The organism is Mycobacterium sp. SMC-11 (genome assembly GCF_046250095.1).
In the GTDB taxonomy this organism is placed as follows: Bacteria; Actinomycetota; Actinomycetes; order Mycobacteriales; family Mycobacteriaceae; genus Mycobacterium; species Mycobacterium heraklionense_A.
The window spans coordinates 1,777,431-1,797,766 of sequence record NZ_CP176430.1 but is presented as its reverse complement, the minus strand read 5'-3'; the positions used below and the strand labels follow the sequence as shown (position 1 = coordinate 1,797,766).

Below are 20,336 nucleotides of genomic sequence, written 5' to 3'. Positions count from 1 at the left end.
CCGAAGTATGCGGCGTGCGCGCGAACTGCTGCCTATAGAAGCACGCCTGGATTGAGGATCCCGGCGGGGTCGAAGGCATCCTTGATCCGGCGCATCAGGGCGATCTTGACCGGGTCCTCCAGGTCCAGGAAATGCTGCGTCTTGACCCGTCCCAGACCGTGCTCACCGGAGATGGCGCCACCGAGGTCCATCGCAGCCGCGAAGATCTCGTGCAGCAGCCGGTGGCGGACCTCGTCGTCGGCGCAGAACACCGCCAGGTGGACGTTGCCGTCACCGGCGTGTCCGCAGCCGACCACTCCGGCACCGGCGGACTGGGCGAGTCCTTGTGCCTTGGTGAGAAATTGGTGCATCTCGGAGCGCGGGACCACCACGTCGATCACGTCGTGGGCGCCGGCGGCCTTGGCCGTCCAGAACGCCTTCTCACGGGCCTCGATCAGGGCATGCGCTGAATTGCCCTCCAGCACATAGACATCGTCGGCGCCGAGTGCGGCTAGCAGCTCGCCCAGCATGGCCACGTCGTCGTCGAGGCGCTCACGGTCACGGTTCTCCACCCCCACCACTAGGTAGGCCTCGGCGGTCTCCCGCACCGCATCGGGGATGCCCAGGTTCAGGTTCTGCGAGTAACTGATCGCGGCCAGGGTGAGCTTGTCGACGTATTCCAGGATCACCGGATCCACCCCACTCCGCACCACCGCCGGCACCGCGCGCATCACCGCGGGCAGATCGCAGAACGGCGCCAACAACGTGGCGGAATGCCCGAGCCGCGGGTAGAGCCGCACGGTGACCTCGGTGGCCAGCGCGCAGGTGCCCTCCGACCCGATGATCAGCTGGGTCAGGTCATATCCGGTGGACAGCTTGGTGATTCGCCCGCCGGTGCGGATCAGCTCGCCAGTGGGCAACGCTGCCTGCAGGCCGAGCACGTTGTGCCGCGTCACCCCGTATTTGACTGCGCGCATACCGCCGGCGTTGGTACCGACGTTGCCGCCGACACTGGCCGACAGTTCCCCGGGGAAGACGGTGTACATCAGCCCCGCCTCGGCCGTCGCGGTGTCGAGGTCGGCCAATGTGACGCCGGGCTGCACCACCGCAACCTGATTGTCGGTGTCGATCTCCAGGATCGCGTTCATCCGTTCAAAGGAGATCAGCAGTCCGTCGGGACACGGCCGCGCGCCGGCCGACATGCCGGTGCCCGAACCGCGAGCCGTCACCGGGACTTTCGCCTCGGTTGCCGCGGCCAGCAGCGCCGCAACCTGCTCGGCGCTCTGCGGGCGGGCAACGTAGCTCGGCATCACCGGGGTTCCGACCAGCGCCTCGTCATGGGCATAGTCCGGGCCGATCTGCTCACCGGTAAGCAGTGCGCCTGCTCCGACGATGTCGGCGAACGTCTGCGCCACATCAGTGCCTACCGCGCCCATCCGTACCTACCTCCCGAAACCGGCGTTACGCAGCGCGTCGGCCATCGACCCGCTGGGGCGGCCACTGTCGCGGCTCCGGCCGGAACCGCCGTCGCGCTGCCCGCCCCGATTCTGCTTGCCGGTGTCGCGCCGGGGGGCCGATTTGGCGCTGCCGCCCGCCTTCGGATCGTCTTTGAGTCGCAGACTCAGGCCGATCCGCTGCCGATCGACGTCGACCTCGAGCACCTTGACCTTCACGACCTGACCGGATTTCACCACCTCATGCGGGTCGGAGACGAAGCGGTCCGCCATGGCCGAGACGTGCACCAGACCGTCCTGGTGCACCCCGACGTCAACGAAAGCGCCAAAGGCCGCGACATTGGTGACCACACCTTCCAGGACCATGCCCACCTTGAGGTCGGCCACCTTCTCGACGCCCGCGGCGAACGTCGCCGTGGAGAATGCCGGCCGCGGGTCGCGTCCCGGCTTCTCCAGCTCGGCGAGGATGTCGGTCACGGTCGGGACCCCGAACCGGTCGTCGGCGAAGTCACCCGGTTTCAGCGACCGCAGCACTCGCTCGTCGCCGATGATCTCGGCCAGCGATACGCCCGAGCGGTCCAGGATGCGCCGGACCACCGGGTAGGCCTCGGGATGCACCCCCGAGGAATCCAGCGGATCATCGCCGTCGCGAATGCGCAGGAACCCGGCGCACTGCTCGAAAGCCTTGGGGCCCAACCGCGGTACGTCGAGCAGGGCGGCCCGACTGCGGAACGGCCCGGTCTGGTCGCGGTACGCCACGATCGCTTCGGCCAGCGACTCCGACACCCCCGACACCTTGGCCAGCAGCGGGGCCGAGGCGGTGTTGAGGTCGACGCCCACGGCGTTCACCGCGTCCTCGACCACCGCATCGAGGCTGCGCGCCAGGGTTCCCGGTGTCACGTCGTGCTGGTACTGACCGACACCGATCGACTTCGGTTCGATCTTGACCAGTTCGGCCAGCGGATCCTGCAGCCGCCGCGCGATCGACACCGCCCCGCGCAGCGTGACATCCAGGTCGGGAAGCTCATGGGCGGCATAGGCCGACGCCGAGTACACCGACGCGCCGGCCTCGCTGACCATCGCCTTGACCGGTGTAGGGGCGCCGGCACTCTTGAGGTCGGCGATCAACTCGGCGGCCAGGGCGTCGGTCTCGCGCGACGCGGTGCCGTTGCCGACCGCGATCAGGTCCACACCATGGCGGGCCACCAGTGCGGCCAACGCAGCCTTGGCCTGGTCCCACTGCTTCTGCGGTTGGTGCGGGAAGATCGCGCAGGTGTCGACGACCTTGCCGGTGCCGTCGACGACGGCGACCTTCACCCCGGTACGAAAGCCCGGGTCGAGGCCGAGTGTGGTGCGGTTGCCCGCCGGCGCCGCCAACAACAGGTCTTTGAGATTCTTGGCGAACACCGCCACCGCGTCCTGCTCGGCACGCTGGCGCAACCGCATCCGGGCGTCGACTGCCGCGGAGAACGCCAGCCGGGTGTCCCATGCCCACCGGACGGTGTCGGCCAGCCAGGGCGTAGCCGGGCCAGAGGCGGTCATGTTCACGCCCAGCGATTTGGCGACCATCGCCTGGTACGGCTCGTTGTCGCCGCCGTCGAAGGCCAGCGCCAAGGCATCTTCCTTCTCGCCACGCAACACGGCCAGCACCCGGTGCGACGGCATGGTCTCCAGCGCTTCGCTGAATTCGAAGTAGTCCCGGAATTTTTGTGCCGCAGCACTTTTCGCTGCGTCTTCGGAGCGCGGCATCGTCCGCAGCGAGCCCGCTGACCAGAACTTCTCCCGGACCGCACCCACCAGCTCGGCGTCTTCGGCGGCACGTTCGACCAGGATCGCGCGGGCACCCTCCAGTCCGGCCGCGGCGTCGGCGACTTCCTCGCCGGTGTACTCAGAGGCGAGCTGCTGGGGGTCGAGTGCGGGGTCGGCGAGCAGCCGGTCAGCCAGCGGCTCCAGGCCGGCCTCACGCGCGATCTGCGCCTTGGTGCGACGCTTGGGCTTGTAGGGCAGGTAGATGTCCTCCACGCGGGCCTTGGTGTCGGCCGATAGCAGCGCGTTTCGCAGCTCGTCGGTGAGCTTGCCCTGCTCCTCGATCGAGGACAGCACCGCGGCCCGACGGTCGTCCAGCTCACGCAGGTAGCGCAGCCGCTCTTCCAGGGTGCGCAGCTGCCCGTCGTCAAGGCTGCCAGTGACCTCTTTGCGGTAGCGGGCGATGAACGGAACCGTCGCCCCCTCGTCGAGCAGCGCGACGGCCGCCGCGACCTGTCGTTCGGCTACTTCCAGTTCGTCGGCAAGGCGGGCATTCACCGGTTTGAGGGTCACGTTCGCGGTCACGCCGACGGACCCTACCGAACGCCGCTGACAGTTCCTTGGTGCGGCACGGCGTGGCTTTTGACTCCGCGCAGGATGGCTACGATGCGGTCCACGTCGGCCTCGTCGAACATCCCTTCCGGACCGCGCGGCGCGTGGTCGGTGTAGGGGGACTCATAGAGCCGGGCCGGCTCCATCACCCCGTTGTCGGTCAGCTCATCGACGACCAGGTTGACGAACCGGATCTGATCGACGGTGAACTTCGTGCCATCCAGGTAGGCGCCAAAGGCCTCGGCTGCCGCCTGCCGATCCAGCCCCACCAGCGACCGGACGAACAACCCCAACCCGTGGGCCTCTTCGCCGGCGTGTGCGATGTCGTCGGCACCGCCCGCACCGCTGTCGATCAGCATCTGCTCCAGTGCCTCCAGGTCGGCGACGGTGAGCTGTTTGTTCCGCCGCAGCCGCTGCAGTGCGACGTGGTCCTGGTGCGCTTTGAGGTAGGCCGCTGCCTTAGCGCGGAAGCGGTCCCAGTTTGTTCCAGGGGTGATGCCGGGCAGCTCGATCACCGTCGACACGGTCAGCGCATCCTCGAAGTCGGTGTAGACCCGCACCTTCTTGGTCTTCTCCAGGAACTTGAGCAAGCTGCGGAGCCGGCGTCGGGCAAGTTCGAGCATCGGCAATGTGACGTCAACCCACCACTGGTCGTCGGCGACCTCGGCGAGCAACTCTTGTTGTGCTGCCACCGACGGGATCGCGGTCTGATTGAGCAGCCCGGATGCGATGTTCTGCACCTGTTCCCGCAGCCGTTCGGCGGCCAGAATGTCGCCCTCCAGTTGCGCGAGCTGGCGGCGCAGGATGAGTAGATCGAAACGTTTTGCGTCCTCGTCGGTCTCGGTGGCACCCGACGGCAGCCCGGCCAGATGTTCGGCGACCTCCCCCGCGGCCTCTTGTGTCAGTGCAGTCCACGCCGCCCAGTCGCCGTAGCACTCAACCCATTTGCGGTGCGGACGGACCAGGAAGTTCTCCAGATTCATCCCGACGACGACCCGATGCAGCGACCAGGCGGCGTCGACTCGCAGGCCCCGTTCGGATTGAGTGCCAGCTCCCTCAGCAGGGTCGACCCCATCCGGCGGTACCGCCGCATCCAATGCGGTGATCAGGCCCAGTCGAGTTTCGAAAAGTCGCTGGTTCAACGACTTCTGAATTGACCCTTGCGATCCGGGCAGATCCTGGCTGAAGTATTCGAGGTTGCCGCAGAAGTCGAAGACGTAGAAGTTCTGCTTGTCTTGGCCCGGGCCGAACAGGTCGGCGCGCAGTCGGGTGCCGCGACCGATCATCTGCCAGAATTTCGTTTTCGACCGCACCAACTTGAAGAACACCAGGTTGATCACGTCAGGGACGTCGATGCCGGTGTCAAGCATGTCAACCGAGATCGCGATGTGCGGCGCCTTATCCGCAACCGAGAAGTCATCGATCAGGTTTTGCGCGTATTCGGTACTGTGGGTGATCACGCGCGCAAACTGCCCCGCATATTCTGGGTATTGGACGTCGAAGCGCTTTGCGATGAACTGTGCGTGATCCTGGTTCTTGGCGAAGATGATGGTCTTGCCCAACCGGTCTCCGCCGGCAACCTTGCTGCCCTTGTCCATTAGTTCGGCGAGCACCTTGTCGACGGTGTCCTCGTTGAACAAGAACTTGTTGAGCTCCTCCGACGTCACCGCGTCCGGGACAACGCCATCGTCACCCCAGTCAAGGGCGTCCCACTCGTCCTTCTCTTCTTCACTTAGGTCGGCGTAGCGGATGCCCTGCTGCAGGAATCGGGTGCCTACCGATACCCCCACCGGCGGAACCAGGAAGCCTTCGGAAACAGCATCTTCGAGGCTGTAGGCGTCGGTAGGAACGCCGTCTTCGAGGTGAAAGAGCCGGTAGGTGTTGTGGTCAACCTCATCCTTGGGTGTCGCGGTCAGACCTACCAGCAGGGAGTCGAACCAATCGAAGATCGCCCGGTACTTCTGATACACCGAACGGTGCGCCTCGTCGATGACAACCAGGTCAAAATATCCAGGACCGAAGGTTCGCAGCTCCCCCTCGGTATCGTTGATCAGGTTCATCATCGTCGGGTACGTCGAGACGTAAACCCTTCCATCGGTGATTTTTTCCGTGACCAGGTTGACAGTGGTCACCGCTGGAAGGTGCTTCTTGAATGCGTTGGCGGCCTGGGTGACCAGCGCCGTGCGGTCGGCCAAGAACAGCACTCGCTTGACCCAACCGGCCTTCATCAGCTGGTCGACCAAGGCGATGACCGTGCGGGTCTTTCCCGAACCGGTCGCCATCACTAACAGGGCCTCACGGCGCCTATCAGCGAAGTCCTTGTCCACCGCCCGGATTGCGCGATGCTGGTAATGGCGTTCGACGATCTCGGTGTCGATCGTCACGTCAGCCAGGGGCTGCCGGGCATGGCGGCGATGAATCGCCAGTTCCAGTTCGTCACGCGTGTAGAAGCCCTGGACTTGCCGGGGCGGGTAGCCGGCCGCGTCATCCCAGATCCAGTGTTCATAGCCGTTGGTGTAGAAGATGATTGGGCGACGTCCGGTCATCTTCTCCAGACAGTCGGCGTATAGCTTCGCCTGTTGCTGCCCGATCTCGGGACTTTTGCTGGTGCGCTTGGCCTCGACCACGGCCAGCGGTAGCCCATCAGCACCCCACAACACGTAGTCGGCGTAGCCGATGCCGTGGTTGTTGGGCATACCGGTGACTTCGTACTCACGGTCTCGTGCGTCGGTCAGCGGCCAGCCGGCCTCCCGCAGCAGCACGTCGATGAACCGGTCGCGGGTTTCATCCTCGGCGTAGTCGCGGTCATCGACTTGAGCGTTCGCGGCCTGGACTTGCTCGATCTGCGCACGCAGAGCGGCGATCTCGGCGTCCTTGGCCGCGGCCAACTCGTCTCTTTCGGCCAGCGCCTTGGCGTGCGCGTCGTCCTGAGCTTTGAACTTGGCGGCGAGGCGGGCAACATCCTCACGGGTCAGCGGAGCTGATCTGGCCGCCAGCGCCGGGTCAAAGACTGCCTTGAGCGGCACAGCCTTCGGGTTGGTGGAGTAATGGAATGCCGCCCACACCATCACGTGATGAAGTTCCTTGAGCGCGTCCAGGGCAGCGCGCGGCGGAATCGGGCGCGGGTCGTGCACCGCCGTGTTGCCGAGCCTGCGAATCAAGTTGAGTTTCTGCGTGATCCCCTGGCCGGCCTTCGCGCGAAATGCACTGTCGTTGATCCGGGCCGAGAGGTCGTCCTTGTAGGGGACGGAGATGTTCATGATGTCGTAAAGAAATTCGACCAGTTGTTCGGCTGTGCGCCGGGCGTAGAAACACGCCGAACGTGGGTCGCTGGTCGCGTAGCTCTCCGCTTTGGCGCAGTCGGCATGGATCTCTGGCCAATCAACGACTTTCAGGAAGGCGAAGTTGGTCACTGATCCTCCTGCTCATGGTTCCTGGCATCATCGCTGAGCACGGGCGCTTTGCGCTCCGGCAGTGCAGGTACCGACCGGTTGGGTTTACTCATCCGGGTATCGAACCGGGTGCTCGCCATCCGGCGCTCAGCCAGACCGACCAGGTCGAGCACCTCGTTTGCCAGATAGCCGGTGGTACCTCTGTCGACGCTCTTTCGCGACAACACGCCCGCCTCCGCAAGTTCATCAAGGGCATCTCGTGCCCGAGGAAACGAAACTTCAAGGAGGCGCTGTACCGTTCGCGCTGTCAGCATCGGCGCTTCCGAGAGCATCCCGAGCAATCTTGACGTGGCCGAGTCGGCGCGGGGCTCAGGGCGTTTTCCATGGTCGGTGCGCCAGCCCGCCAGTCGTTGGTTCCATTCGACTCGCAGCACCTCGATCTCACCCGCCAACCGCTCGGCCTGCTCGACGGCGATCTCCGCGGCGTCAGCGAAGGTCCGCAGCCATGCCGCGACACCGTTGACCGCGAGATCGCTCAGCGGATCACCGATGTAGCGAAACGCCGCTAGGCCATCGATGTAGCGGTCGCGCAACGTCGCAAGCACCAGACTCACCGGCAGAATCGCCCTCGGCGACAGTCCCCGCCGTGCCAGGACGGTGTGAACGAGAGCGCGACCGACCCTGCCGTTGCCGTCGACGAATGGATGGATGGTCTCGAATTGGGCGTGAACGAGGCCCGCCTGAATCAGCGGACCATGTGCCGAGCCGTTGAGATAGGCGACCAGGTCATCCATGAGATCAGCGACGACGTCAGCAGGTGGCGGCACGTAGGCCGATTCGAGCGGATTCCAGTTCGACCCGCCGATCCAGTTCTGCACCTCGCGCAGGCCACGGTGTCTTTCGTCCGGCAGCAGACTGGCATGCAGCGCGACGATGTCTTCGACCGTGATCGCGGGGGCGCGTAGCAGTCCGAGCGCCGCCCGTCGGAGCACCGTGATGTTGTTCGCCACCAGGCCAGCCTGGGTGCTGAATCCGCGGATCCGTTCGTCCTGGGCCAGCTCGGCAATCGCAACCTGCTGGGGCGAGGGGGCGATACCCTCGATCATCGAGCTGGCGATCGCCTCCGACCGAAGCAGGAACCGGGAGATGCCTTCCAGATTCCTCGCGTTGGACCCGTCTGCCAGGCGAAGTATCTTCCGTTCCACCGATGCTGCGAAGATCGCCAGCTCGGCGGGGATCACGACCGGGCGATCACAGAGTCGGTCCGGAACGTAAGCGGCGTACCGCCCGCCGCGCCGGTCGCGTGATACAAGGCCACGCCCGTGTGTCGGCTCCCAGTACAGCTCTCGAAACTCCGCCATCGCCTTATCTGTTCGCGACTTGCCCTTTGATTAACCCTTGTGCAATTAAACGTTAATAGCGTGTCTGGCGATGTACGTTTACGCACATTGCGACTGCCCGACGCTCATGCCGTAGCCACGCCCGCTTTGTACTGCGCAAACATCCGCTCAAACGCGTCTTCGCCGACCACCGGAATCCCGTAGGCGCGCGCCTTGACCGCCTTGCCGCTCAGCGAGTCGGGGTCAGCGGCGACCACCAGACGAGTGGACTTGGTGACCCCGCCGCTCGTTAAGCCGGCCGCGACGATTGCCGCGATCCACTCGTCGCGGCTGCATGTCATATCCCCTGTGAACACCACCCGATCTCCGGTCCTGAGGGCGAACCTGGACCGCTTCGCCTCAGCGGAGTTGGCGGCCGCCCACTCCAGAGCTTCGGCGACGTCATGGTCAGTGAGGCCGACAGCAGCCGCAACACACGTGAGGTCGTCGCGCTCAGCCGCGGTGACGACCCCGTCGACCAGCGCCTCCCGGGCGATGCTGCGCAGGTAATCGCGGTGCAGCCGTTCCAGGGTGCCTCGACCCAGGCCCGCCGCAGCGGCGGTATCGACGAGCTGCCTGGCCTCGGTGCGTGATACCTCACGATCCAACAGGGCGCTTTCTAGGACCAGCAGGTAAGCGGCTTCGTCTTCTGGAACTCCGGAAATCCAGGAGGCTTGCAGTACCGTGCGCAACCACTCGTGCGGATCCGTGCTGGCCTGACCACGCAGGACGGCGGCAACGTGCCTTGTCGGCGCCGACGGCGCGGGCCATGTGTAGGCGGCGCAGCGCTTGATGTCCTCGTGCCAGTCCACGCTGTCACAGCAGGACGCCATCAGCCGAGGCATCAGCTGCGCAGTGGCGCGAGCATCGCAGAGCGCCGAATGCGCTTCGGGCAATGCGATTCCGAACGCCTCGCAGCAGTGGGCGAGTTTGGCGGCGCCGAGGATGCGACCGGCCCATTTCATCGAGCACAGTGCTGCCGGACGGTCGACGATGGCGTAGTTGGCCCGTTGCAGTTCGCACAGCAGGAAGCGCATGTCGAAGGTGGCATTGTGCGCGACGACCGTGCGACCGCTGAGCATGTCAAGGACGTGGCCGCTGATGTCGCCGAATTCGGGGGCGTCCAGTAGGTCTCCGGCGGTGATGCCGTGGATGTGCGAGGCGCCGACGTCGCGACGCGGGTTGATCAGAGTTGTCCACTCGTCTTCGATCACGCCCTGGCCGTCGGTGAGCACAATCCCGACCTCGACAACGCGGTCGGCGCGTTCCGGAACGAACCCTGTTGTCTCGAAATCGATTACCGCGAAGGACATCAGAGTTCCCCTCGGAAGGCGCGGGATTGGAGGGAGGCGAAGAGGGCGTCGAGTGCGCTGAGCGACTTCCTGCATACGCGAACTTCAGAACGTATTCGTTCAACCCGACCGTTGAAACTTCGCTGCTGGCTTAGCGAAGGCGCCGGGATCGGAGCACTCCGGACTACATTCGCACTAATGGTATTCAGACCCGACGTAGTTTTGCCGGCACGCCGGAAATGGCACGCTCCCAACCTGGAGTTGAACCAGGATTCCGCAAACTGAGGTAACAAGACCCCGTCATGCAAACGTACGCGAATCAAGTGGTTCTGGTGCAGGCAACTGACGATCGACCCGTCCCACACTGCCACTCGACCAACTTCATCAGGATTAGCGTGCCCCTCGACGAACAAAAGGTCGTCCCGTTCCAGCCTGGTTCGAGCCGCCTCCGACTCCGTCACGTTGATGCTCTTGACCTGCGTCAGTTCCAATCGACCGCGGTAGACATTCGCAACGCGTAAGTAGGGCAGCGCGAGAGGCAAACCTTGGCGCTTACTCGTGACCTGCAAGCCACCTTGAATGTCCGCGCACTCGCCGAGGGTTATGCTGGGCCGAAGGTCGCCAAACATCTCAAGGAAGATTGACCGTGCGAGTTCGTCTAATTGTGCAATCATTTCGCGCCGCTTGACCCGGAGCGCATCTGCCTGGTCGAGGATCGCGGCGATGCGGCGCTGCTCGTAGAGGGGCGGGAGGGGCAGTTCGATCCGCTCGAGGTCGCTCTTCCGCAGGGAGGGAACCGTTGTCGACGTCGCATACCGGTACAGGTCGACCGACTGCAGAAACCGGAAAAGATAGCCTGAGTCGACTTGCGACGTAGGCGTCGCAGCCATGGCGTTGTTGTCGACGAGCATCGGTCTAGCAACTATGACTCTGTGGTTTTGCCGGATTGCTTCGCCGATCTTGGCGAAGAGTGTGCTGCCAGGTGGAATTGGCTTGCTCTTGAGCGCAGCGAGATCTGCGTCGTTGACGAAGTTGTCGGCGGTATCGATGTATAGCGCTCCATTGCGTCCGTGCCGTGATATGTCTCCGACCTTGGCGAACGGATACTCACCGCTCTTACGCCCCTGGAGCGCGGGCGGAAAGCCGATACCAGCGCGGAGATCCACGACTTCCCCCAAGGCCACCCGCCTCACGACAGCATCGCCTTCAAGTCCGCCAGCCCCGCCGAAATCTCCCCTTCTAACTTCTCGATCTCGGCGATGATCTCCAGCGGCGGCCGATGCTCGACCTCGTCGTGCACGATCTCCTTGTACCGGTTCAGCGACAGGTCATAGCCCTGGGCGACGATGTCGTCCTTGGGCACGCAGAAGGACTGCTCGGTACGTGCTCGTTCGAGTTCGGAACCATCACGCAACACCCACCGCTCCACCACATCTGGCAGGTCGTTTGCCTCCACCGGGTTGCGCTTGTCATCGAGCGAGAATCCGTCGGCCTGCACATCGTAGAACCAAACGTTGTCAGTTCCACTGGAGTCAGTCTTGGTGAATAGCAGGATCGCCGTTGACACCCCCGCGTACGGCTTGAACACCCCCGACGGCAGCTTCACCACTCCGTCGAGTTTCTGCTCCTCCACCAGCACCCGGCGAAGTTCCTTGTGCGCCTTGGATGATCCGAACAGCACCCCGTCGGGCACGATCACCGCTGCCCGGCCACCCGGCTTCAGCAGCTTCAAAAACAACGCTAGGAACAGGAGCTCGGTCTTCTTGGTCTTGACCACGCGCTGCAGGTCTTTGGACGTCGACTCGTAGTCGAGCGAACCCGCGAACGGCGGGTTGGCTAGGATCAGCGTGTACTTCTCGGCATCCTCGCTGGCGCCCTCAGACAGCGAGTCGCGGTACCGGATGTCCGGTGATTCCACCCCGTGCAGCAGCATGTTCATGCTGCCGATGCGCAGCATGGTGGCATCGAAGTCGTAGCCGTGGAACATGCTGGCGTGAAAGTGCTGCCGCTGCTCGGCGTTCGTTAGTACGCCGGGGTGCTGATCGCGGACGTACTCCGAGGCAGCCACCAGGAATCCGGCTGTGCCACAGGCGGGGTCGCAGATTTCGTCGCCCGGCCGCGGCGCCGTCATCGCAACCATGGCCTTGATGATGTGTCGCGGAGTGCGGAACTGCCCGTTGACGCCGGCGGAGGCGATCTTGGACAGCAGATACTCGTAGAGATCACCGTTGGTGTCGCGGTCATCCATCGGGATGTCGTCGAGCAGGTCCACCACTCGCGACAGCAGCTGCGGGGTGGGAATGGTGAACCGCGCGTCGCGCATGTGCTCCGAGTACGTCGATCCGTCGCCGCCCAGGCCGCGGAGGAACGGGAAGACCTCGTCGGCGACGATCTTGTGCATCAGCGTCGGGTCTTCATGCTTGAGCTTGGACCAACGCAGATGCTGCTGGCTCTCGCCGAACAGGATGCCGTCACTGGCGCCGGTGAGGCGCGCCTTCTGCTCTGCGAGCGTGTTCAGATCGTCCAGCCGGCGGATGAACAGCAGATAGGTGATCTGCTCGATGACCTCCAGCGGGTTGGAGATGCCGCCGGACCAGAACGCATCCCAGACCCGGTCGATCTTGCCCTTGAGCTCACCGGTTATCACTGCTGCACCCACCTGTCTGCGGCCGTCGAAGGTTGAACAGCACTGTATATAGGGCAATACCGACAGGAACGGAACCGGTGACATGCACGCCGGCGGGCGCGCCGCAGTTCCGGCCGCTTTCATCCACAGTTGCCCGATTGATCCACAGGCGATCGTTCGACCCCCAGCATTCGAACAATTGTTCGATACGTTGGGGATGTGTCCCAGCCAGATCAGGTCCTTCCCCCCGCCGCGGCGGCCCGTGCGGCCGTCCGCGCGGACCTGACACTGATCGACGACGCCCAGGCCCGGCTCCGCTGCGCCGACACCGACATCGTCGGCAACGCGTTTCGCGTGGAAGTTGCCGAACGCCTCGAAACCCAGCACAGAGTCAATCGCGGCCTGTCCTACCGCATCTTCGGCGAGATCGCCGATCCCGCCGACGGCCCCGACGACCCCCGACTGCCCGCCGACACCAAGATCACGGACCTGCTGTGGTCACGCCTGCGCATCACTCGGGCCGAGGTCCGGCGCCGTTTCCGCATCGCGGCGCGCATCCGGCCGCGGCGCAATCTGACCGGCTCCCCGACCCCACCCGAACTTCCCGAAGTCGCCGCCGCTGTCGAGGACGGCCGTATCGGCGATGACCACATCAAAGCGGTCACCAAGGCCCTCGACGAACTGCCCGCAAAAGTCGCACCGGCCGATCGTGAGGCCGCCGAACGGACTCTGGTGCGCCACGCCACCGAACAGGACGCCGTCTTCGTGACCGCGATCGGGCACGCCATCGCCGATCACCTCAATCCCGACGGCAATTTCACCGATGAGGACCGGGCACGGCGGCGCAACCTCGTCCTGGGCCGTCAAGGTCCCGATGGAATGAGCAAGCTGAACGGCTGTATCGACCCGGAAACTCGCGCCTACCTCGAAGCAGCCATCGCTGCGGTTCGCCCCGGCCACCGCAAGCCCGAGGGCACACCAGAACGCGATTCCAGGTCGTCGGGGCAACGAGACCACGACGCACTGAAGCTGGCCCTGCGTCATGGCATCGAGTCCGGCGCCATGGGCACTCACCGCGGCGTTCCGGTGACCGTCATCGCCGTCACCAAACTCGCCGACCTCGACCAAGCGGTCCGCGCCATGGCTGACCCGGACATCCCGATGCCGCCTGCGGCCCGCACCGGCGGTGGCAGCCGCCTGCCGATGCGTGATCTGATCCGGATGGCGGCCAACTCGATTCACTACCTCGCGGTGTTCGACAACCACTCGGAGCGGCCGCTGTATCTGGGCCGCAGCAAGCGCATCGCCACCCTGGATCACCGGATCATCTGCCACGCCCGCGACCGCGGTTGCACCAGACCGAACTGTCCGGAGCCCGGCTACCACTGCGAAGTTCACCATTCGACCGCTTGGGCACACGGCGGGCGCACCAATCCCGACGAGCTCCATTTCGCTTGCGGCGGCGACCACGGGGGTGCCACCCGTGGCGATCTACAGACCGTGGTCACCGAGCAAGGCCGCCTGGCCTGGACCGACGGCACCAGCCCACCACGGATCAACCATCTGCACCATCCCGAGGAACTTCTCGACGACGACGCAGATCCATAGCCGCGACATCAGGCATCCGAGCCCGAACCGCGAGAAGATGGCACCGTGACGACCTATGCCGAGATCCGCAACAACGCGCCGCTGTGGCCGGGCGTGATGGACAGCTCACTGCTGGGCAACCGGCAGGCACAGGCCGCGCTTTATCTGGCCGACATGGCCAAGCGGGGCAAGTGGAGCACGGTGATCCGGGAACTCGACCGCGGCGATCACGTGGTCGACATCAAGGCGTGGCGGCCCGGTGGCAAGACCTGGCTGACGGTGCTGCATCAGGCCGGCTGGCACGGCGCCTCTGCCGATGTCGCGTCCTGGCTGATCGAGCAGGGTGCGCTGCGCTCGCAACCGGACGCCGCCGGACGCACCGCTTATGACCTGGCCGTCGAGCACCAACGGTCCGCCGAACTGCTGGAGGTGCTCAAGCCTCCCCCGGCCGCCCTTGACCCAGACCGGGTCGCCGCGCTCAACTTCCAGCTCACCGCCGTGATCGACGACCTGATCCAACACCTGTTCCGCGGTGGTGACCTGCGCCAGATGCTCCGCTATCCCCCGGTCGAGGTGCTGCACGAGCTGCCCAGAAAACAACTGTGGTTCCCGGTGCCCTACCTGTGGGGCGGATTTCGGATCGGACTGCGCGATAACGACATCGAGGTGGTCGGCGGCTATCGAGAACTCGACCCGGTCGGCGATGTGCATGTCGCGACCGTCGGCTGCCTCATCACACCCGAGGGCCCGTCGCAGGTTTACGAGGGCTACGAGTGACCGCTGATCTCACGCAACTGTCCCTTGGCGATCTTTCCACCGGATGAGCGCGGCAACTCGTCGATGACGACAAGGCGTTCCGGCAGCAGCTCTTTGGACACCCCGAGGGCCAGCAGGTGCTCAACGAGTCCGGCCAATTCCAAGGTGCCGGCTCCCGCGCGCGCCACCTCCGCGAGTTCGACGTAGACGCATACCTTCTCGCCGAACACTTCGTCGCGCATCGGCACCGCGGCCGCCACCGCGATCGCCGGATGGGTCATCACCGCGTCTTCGACCTGGGCGGCGCTGATGTTCTTACCGCCGCGCAGAATGAAATCCGAGGTCCGGCCGGTGACACTGAGATAGCCGTCGGCGTCGATCTCGCAGATGTCGCCCATGCGCATCCAGCCGTCAGCGGTGAACAGCTTGTCGTGATCGACCCCGTTGAGGTAGCCGAGGCTGGTGGCCGGGCCACGGCAGGCGGGCTGCCCCCGGCCGGTGTCGGTCACGTCGGTGTTGCCGTCCTCGCCGCCGAACAACCGGACCGCCATCTCGCCGACGATTCGCCCGCCGGTGCGCAACCGTCGCTCCAACGAGTCGGCGAGCGTGGTGGCGCTGAGCACGCCGGTCTCGTTGGATCCGTAGAACTGCAGGATTTTCGCCCCGGTCAGCTCCTCGAACTCCGCGGCCGGCCGGTAGGGCAACGCCTCGCCGCCAGTGAACACCACCCGCAACGAGCTCAGGTCGAACTCGCGGCTGGCAGGATCCGCCATCATCATGGTCAATTGAGTGCTGACACAGCACAATACGGTGACCCGATGGCGAGCGATCGCGGCACAGGTCGCGGCTGCGGTGAAGCGGTCCAACAGGATTGCCGTGGCGCCGAGGTGAATCGGGGTGGTGTGGCTGGTCCAGAGCCCGAAACCGAACGGCGTGGGAATGATCGGCAGAAATACGTCGTCGGGACTCAGTTCCCCGTTGGCGACGGCCAGCTGGTGAAAGTAATGCCAGCGATTCTGGGTGTGCACCACGCACTTGGGCAGCCCGGTGGTACCGGAGGTGGAGTTGATCAGAAAAACGTCATCGGGGCCGAGTTGCGGACCCGCTACCCCGATTCCGGCGGCGGCCTGCAGCTCATCGATGCTCAGCGTCGCGATCTCGAGTCCGGCCGCCGCGGCGTGCCGCTGCTCATCGGTGATCAGTAGCTGGGCCTGCGAAGCGGCCAGAATCGCAGCCACCTCACGAGTCCCGGCCCGGGCACCGATACCGACCACGATCGCCCCGCAGCGCTCGATCGCCACGAACAGCACATGGATGGCCACCGCATCGCGATGCCATACCGCGATCCGGTCCCCGGTGCGCACTCCGGAACCGGCCAGCCGCGCCGCCAATGCGTCTGCCGCGGTGTCGAATTCCTGCCACGTCAAGCCCGCGCCGAGGTAGTCCACATAGGCGTCCCGGGCGGGGAGCTGTTGGGCGTTGCGGCGCACCGCGTCCGACAGCGTGGTCTGCGACCACCAGCCGATGGCGTGATAGCGGGCGGCTTCGGCGGCGGTGTATGCCGGTGAAGAATTCCAGTAGGTGTCGGAAGCCATCTCGCTAACCGCCTCCTATCAGTCAGTAGATGTAGTCTTCGCCGCTCGCTCGCACGGTGATGTCACTGATGCTGATGCCCCAGGGCTGGTCGATGACGTGCACCACCGCCTCGGCGAGGTCTTCGGGGGTGATCAGCCAATACTTCACCGAGTCGATGTCGGTCTGCTCCGGCTCCAGGGTGCCCTCGGCGAACGCGGTGACCGACCGGATGTAGCTCTCGCCGCGGGATCCCACGATGCCCATGATCGCGGAGCCGTTGACCACGCCTCTGCCGAGATTGGTGCCCAGCACACCGGTCGGCTTGACCGTGGTCACCTTGATCTTTCCCTTCGCCTCGCTGCGCAGCGAGTCCGACAGGACGGCGACCGCGGCCTTGGTCGCGCTGTAGACCCCCGAGCCGGCCACACCGGCGTTGCCGTAGATCGACGAGATGTTGACGACGTGACCGCGGCCCTGCTCGATCATCTGGTCATAGACGGCGGAAATGCCGTTCACCACACCCTTGATGTTGATGTCGATCGCCCGGTGCCAGTGCTGCCAGGCCTTGTCGTGATCGGCGAAATACGCCAGCGGCATCACACCGGCATTGTTGACGATGACGTCCACCGCGCCGAAGGTTTGCACCGCGTGCTGCACGGCGGCCTTCATCTGCTCCATCTCGGTGACGTCGGCGACCTGGTAGGTGCCCGACAGGCCGGCCTCGCGGATCCCGTCGAAGACCGCCGCGAGGGCCTCAGCACCGATGTCGACGCCGACCACACGGGCTCCGGCGGCGGCGCACTTCTCGGCGATGAGTTTGCCGAATCCACCGCCGGCACCGGTGATGACGACGACCTTGTCTTGCAGGTGCTGCGACATAGTCGGCCAGTTTAGGTGGCCGCGGTCACCCCAGCTGTCACCGCCCGATTTGCTCGGCGACTGGCGGCGCGTTCGGACGCCCGGTGACAGGTCCGGACGCTATGGTCACTTCGTGAAGCGTCGAACGGCACTGGGGCTCCCCCTCCTGCTGGCGGCGGGTCCCACCTTGAGCCGGCTCCCGCGCGCCGGCGCGGACCCCGGCCGGTGGTCGATCGACCGGGTGAACCGCTGGTATCAGGCGCAGGGTTGGCCGGTCGGCTCCAACTACATCACCTCCACCGCGGTCAATCAGCTCGAGATGTTTCAGCCGGGCACCTTCGATCTGCGGCGGATCGACTCCGAGTTGGGCTGGGCCCGATCGGCAGGCTTCAACACCGTGCGGGTGTTCCTGCACGACCAGCTGTGGGCCGCCGATCAGCGGGGATTCCAGTACCGGCTGGGCCAATTCGTCGCGGTCGCCGCGCGCCACCGCATCAAGCCGATGTTCGTACTGTTCGATTCCTGCTGGGACCCGCACCCCAAGGCCGGACCACAGCCGGCACCGCGAGTCGGCATCCACAATTCACGATGGGTGCAGAGCCCGGGCGCCGACCGGCTCGGGGACCGCAACTACTACCGCACCCTGCATGACTACGTCACCGGTGTGATGACCCAGTTCCGGTACGACGAACGGATCCTGGCCTGGGACCTGTGGAACGAGCCGGACAACATGGCCCGCGAATACAGCGCGGTCGAACGGTCCGACAAGCTGGATTACATCAGTGACCTGCTGCCCCAGGTGTTCAGCTGGGCCCGGTCGGTCGATGCCCGTCAGCCGTTGACCAGTGGAATCTGGGAAGGCTCGCGTCAGGGCAGCACGATCGTCAACACCCAGCTCAACAGCTCCGACGTCATCACGTTCCATTCCTACGACAAGCCGGCGACGTTCAGTGAGCGCATCGCCGAACTGGCGCCCCTGGGCCGGCCGATGATGTGCACCGAATATCTGGCTCGTACCCGCGGCAACACCATCGACGGGATTCTGCCGATCATGAAGCGCCACAATGTGGGCGCCTACAACTGGGGCTTCGTCGCCGGGCGAACCCAGACCTACCTGCCGTGGGACTCCTGGGACAACCCCTACACCGCCGAGCCGCAGACCTGGTTCCACGATCTGGTGCAACCCACCGGTCGCGCATACCGCAATCTGGAGATCATGACGATCAGCAATCTCACCGGCCGCTGACCGGCTGATAGCGGCGCGGTTCAGTGATGAAATCATTGACGGCAATATCGTCGTGAGGAGTCGGTGATGAGCGAGACCGCGTCGGGTTCGCGGGCTGGATCCCGGGTGGGGCGTTACCTCCTCAAACGACTGCTGGGACGCGGCACCACCGGCGAGGTGTACGAGGCGGTCGATACGCAGAAGGACCGCACCGCCGCGCTCAAACTGCTGGCGCCGGCGTTGGGCGGGAATCCGGCGTTCCGCGAATGGCTGCAGCGCGAAGCGCTGGTCGTCGGGCGGGTGCAGGAGCCGCACGTGGTCCCGGTCCGCGACTACGGCGAGCTCGACGGCCAAGTGTTCATCGATATGCCGCTGGTGGCCGGTGTGGACTTGGCCGCGATATTGAAGCGCAACGGGGTACTGCCTGCCTCCCGTGCGGTGAACGTGGTGTGGCAGGCGGCGTCGGCCCTCGATGCCGCGCACAGCGCCGGCGTGATCCACCGCGGCGTCAAACCGCGCAACATCCTGCTGACCAGTGATGACTTCGTCTATCTGGTGGATTTCGGGTTGGCCGGCGCGCCCGGGGCCGAGGCGGCCGATGCCGAGAACGCCGGTGCCCGCTGGAAGTACGCGGCCCCGGAGCTGTTCTCCGGCAGTGACTTCGGGCCGGCCGTCGACGTCTATGCGCTGGCATGTGTGCTCTACCAGTGCTTGACGGGTTCGCCGCCGTACCGGGCCGACAGCCTCAAGATGCTGGCCAACGCGCATCAGACCAAACCGATTCCGCGGCCCAGCCTTGCCGGCGCGACCATCCCGGCAGGGTTGGACGAGGTCGTCGCCAAAGGGATGGCCAAGGATCCGCAGGACCGTTATGCCAACGCCGCGGAGCTGGCGACCGCGGCCTATCAGGCGCTCAGTGCACCCGACCAGCACCGGACGCTGCAGATCTATGAGGCCAGCCAGCAGGCCACCCCGCCGCTGCTCGAGGCGCCACAGCCCAGCGCGCCACCGGTGGTACCGGACGAGGCGGCGGCAGCCGAGCCGTCGGCACCGGCTGCTGCGGCAGCCGAGGTTGCCCCGGCCCCGGTGCGTGAGGGACCGCCGGCGCCCGAGGTGCAACCAACCCCGCCGCCGGTCCAGCCCGCCCCGATTCCCGAACCCGCGGCCCGCCCCGCCGGGCAGTCCGGTCTGCCCCGTGTCTCGACGGCCGCCGACGACTGGTTCAGCGCGTCACGGCGACTGCGGCTGCACCACGATCCCGCCAAACGCAAGCTGCTGCTGCGCCTCGGGGCGGCACTGATCGTGGTCGTCGGGTTGATCACCTGGATGACGAACCGATCGGGTTCCGACGAGTTGGCCGCAGACGCCGACACCTCGCAGTCCGCCGCGGGGGCAAGTCAACCTACGACGACGGTGTCGTCGACCGAGGCGCAGGCTCGTCTACTCAAGTTGTTGCCGTCGGGCTATCCGCAGGACGCCTGCACAGCGTCCGCGCCGACGGGCGGTGCCATCGCCGAAGTGACGTGTGGCCGCAACACCGACCTCGACGGCCCGCCCGCTGCGACTTACGCACTGTTCCCCGATGCCACTGCACTGCGCCAGAGCTTCGACAACACGGTGCAGGCCACCACTGTCGTCACCTGCCCGGGCCGGATCCAGTCGCCGGGAGCGTGGCACCGCACCGCCACCCCGGACAAGACGGCCGGAACACTGCTGTGCGGCATGCGGCAGGGGTCGCCCGTACTGGTCTGGACCAACGACGCCAACCTGGTGATCGGCTCACTGCGAACAGAACGAAACACACCCACGCTGGAGCAGTTCTACACCTGGTGGAGTTCGCACTCCTGATCGTCGA

General features: G+C 65.4%; 13 protein-coding genes. 4 read left to right on the top strand and 9 right to left on the bottom strand.

Features of this window, described 5'->3' with window-relative positions:
• Window positions 1-32: 32 nt before the first annotated feature.
• The 7 genes from ACKY0X_RS08400 to ACKY0X_RS08370 form a co-directional block, all read right to left on the bottom strand.
• Entirely contained in the window at window positions 33-1,415 is a 1,383-nt protein-coding gene (locus ACKY0X_RS08400) for an FAD-binding oxidoreductase (RefSeq protein WP_409429062.1), read from the bottom strand.
• A gap of 6 nt (window positions 1,416-1,421) precedes the next feature.
• Entirely contained in the window at window positions 1,422-3,764 is a 2,343-nt protein-coding gene (locus tag ACKY0X_RS08395; RefSeq protein ID WP_409429061.1) for a Tex family protein, read from the bottom strand.
• Between the two features lie 11 nt (window positions 3,765-3,775).
• Window positions 3,776-7,204: a DEAD/DEAH box helicase family protein gene (locus ACKY0X_RS08390; protein WP_409429060.1), complete on the bottom strand. Its 3,429-nt coding sequence runs from the start codon at window positions 7,202-7,204 to the stop codon at window positions 3,776-3,778.
• Window positions 7,201-8,424, bottom strand: coding sequence for a Fic family protein (locus ACKY0X_RS08385; protein WP_409429059.1), 1,224 nt, complete (start codon window positions 8,422-8,424; stop codon window positions 7,201-7,203). Before ACKY0X_RS08385 ends, ACKY0X_RS08390 begins: the two co-directional genes overlap by 4 nt.
• Before the next feature lie 224 nt (window positions 8,425-8,648).
• A complete protein-coding gene (locus ACKY0X_RS08380; RefSeq protein WP_409429058.1) occupies window positions 8,649-9,875 on the bottom strand; it encodes an exonuclease domain-containing protein in 1,227 nt (408 codons plus the stop codon).
• Window positions 9,875-11,047 carry a restriction endonuclease subunit S gene (locus ACKY0X_RS08375; protein WP_409429057.1) on the bottom strand — a complete coding sequence of 391 codons (1,173 nt, stop codon included), beginning with the start codon at window positions 11,045-11,047 and terminating at the stop codon, window positions 9,875-9,877. The genes ACKY0X_RS08380 and ACKY0X_RS08375 overlap by 1 nt, the downstream gene beginning before the upstream one ends.
• Window positions 11,044-12,501 (bottom strand): N-6 DNA methylase, encoded by a 1,458-nt coding sequence (locus tag ACKY0X_RS08370; RefSeq protein ID WP_409429056.1) that lies wholly within the window; start codon window positions 12,499-12,501, stop codon window positions 11,044-11,046. Before ACKY0X_RS08370 ends, ACKY0X_RS08375 begins: the two co-directional genes overlap by 4 nt.
• 198 nt (window positions 12,502-12,699) lie before the next feature.
• On the opposite strand from ACKY0X_RS08370, the gene ACKY0X_RS08365 reads away from it, so the two are divergent.
• Entirely contained in the window at window positions 12,700-14,088 is a 1,389-nt protein-coding gene (locus ACKY0X_RS08365) for a DUF222 domain-containing protein (RefSeq protein WP_409429055.1), read from the top strand.
• Between the two features lie 45 nt (window positions 14,089-14,133).
• Complete coding sequence (locus tag ACKY0X_RS08360) at window positions 14,134-14,844, top strand: ankryin (protein WP_409429054.1); 711 nt, start codon at window positions 14,134-14,136, stop codon at window positions 14,842-14,844.
• On the opposite strand, the gene ACKY0X_RS08355 is transcribed toward ACKY0X_RS08360, so the two are convergent.
• Window positions 14,835-16,418, bottom strand: a complete 1,584-nt coding sequence (locus ACKY0X_RS08355; RefSeq protein ID WP_409429053.1) for an AMP-binding protein — start codon at window positions 16,416-16,418, stop codon at window positions 14,835-14,837. The genes ACKY0X_RS08360 and ACKY0X_RS08355 overlap by 10 nt on opposite strands.
• Before the next feature lie 22 nt (window positions 16,419-16,440).
• Complete coding sequence (locus ACKY0X_RS08350) at window positions 16,441-17,277, bottom strand: SDR family oxidoreductase (RefSeq protein WP_409429052.1); 837 nt, start codon at window positions 17,275-17,277, stop codon at window positions 16,441-16,443.
• 112 nt (window positions 17,278-17,389) lie between these two features.
• Between ACKY0X_RS08350 and ACKY0X_RS08345 the strand changes: the two genes are divergently transcribed.
• On the top strand, window positions 17,390-18,502 hold the full coding sequence (locus tag ACKY0X_RS08345) for a 1,4-beta-xylanase (protein WP_409429051.1): 1,113 nt from the start codon (window positions 17,390-17,392) through the stop codon (window positions 18,500-18,502).
• A 66-nt stretch (window positions 18,503-18,568) separates the two neighbouring features.
• Window positions 18,569-20,329, top strand: a complete 1,761-nt coding sequence (locus tag ACKY0X_RS08340; protein WP_409429050.1) for a serine/threonine-protein kinase — start codon at window positions 18,569-18,571, stop codon at window positions 20,327-20,329.
• Window positions 20,330-20,336: the final 7 nt, after the last annotated feature.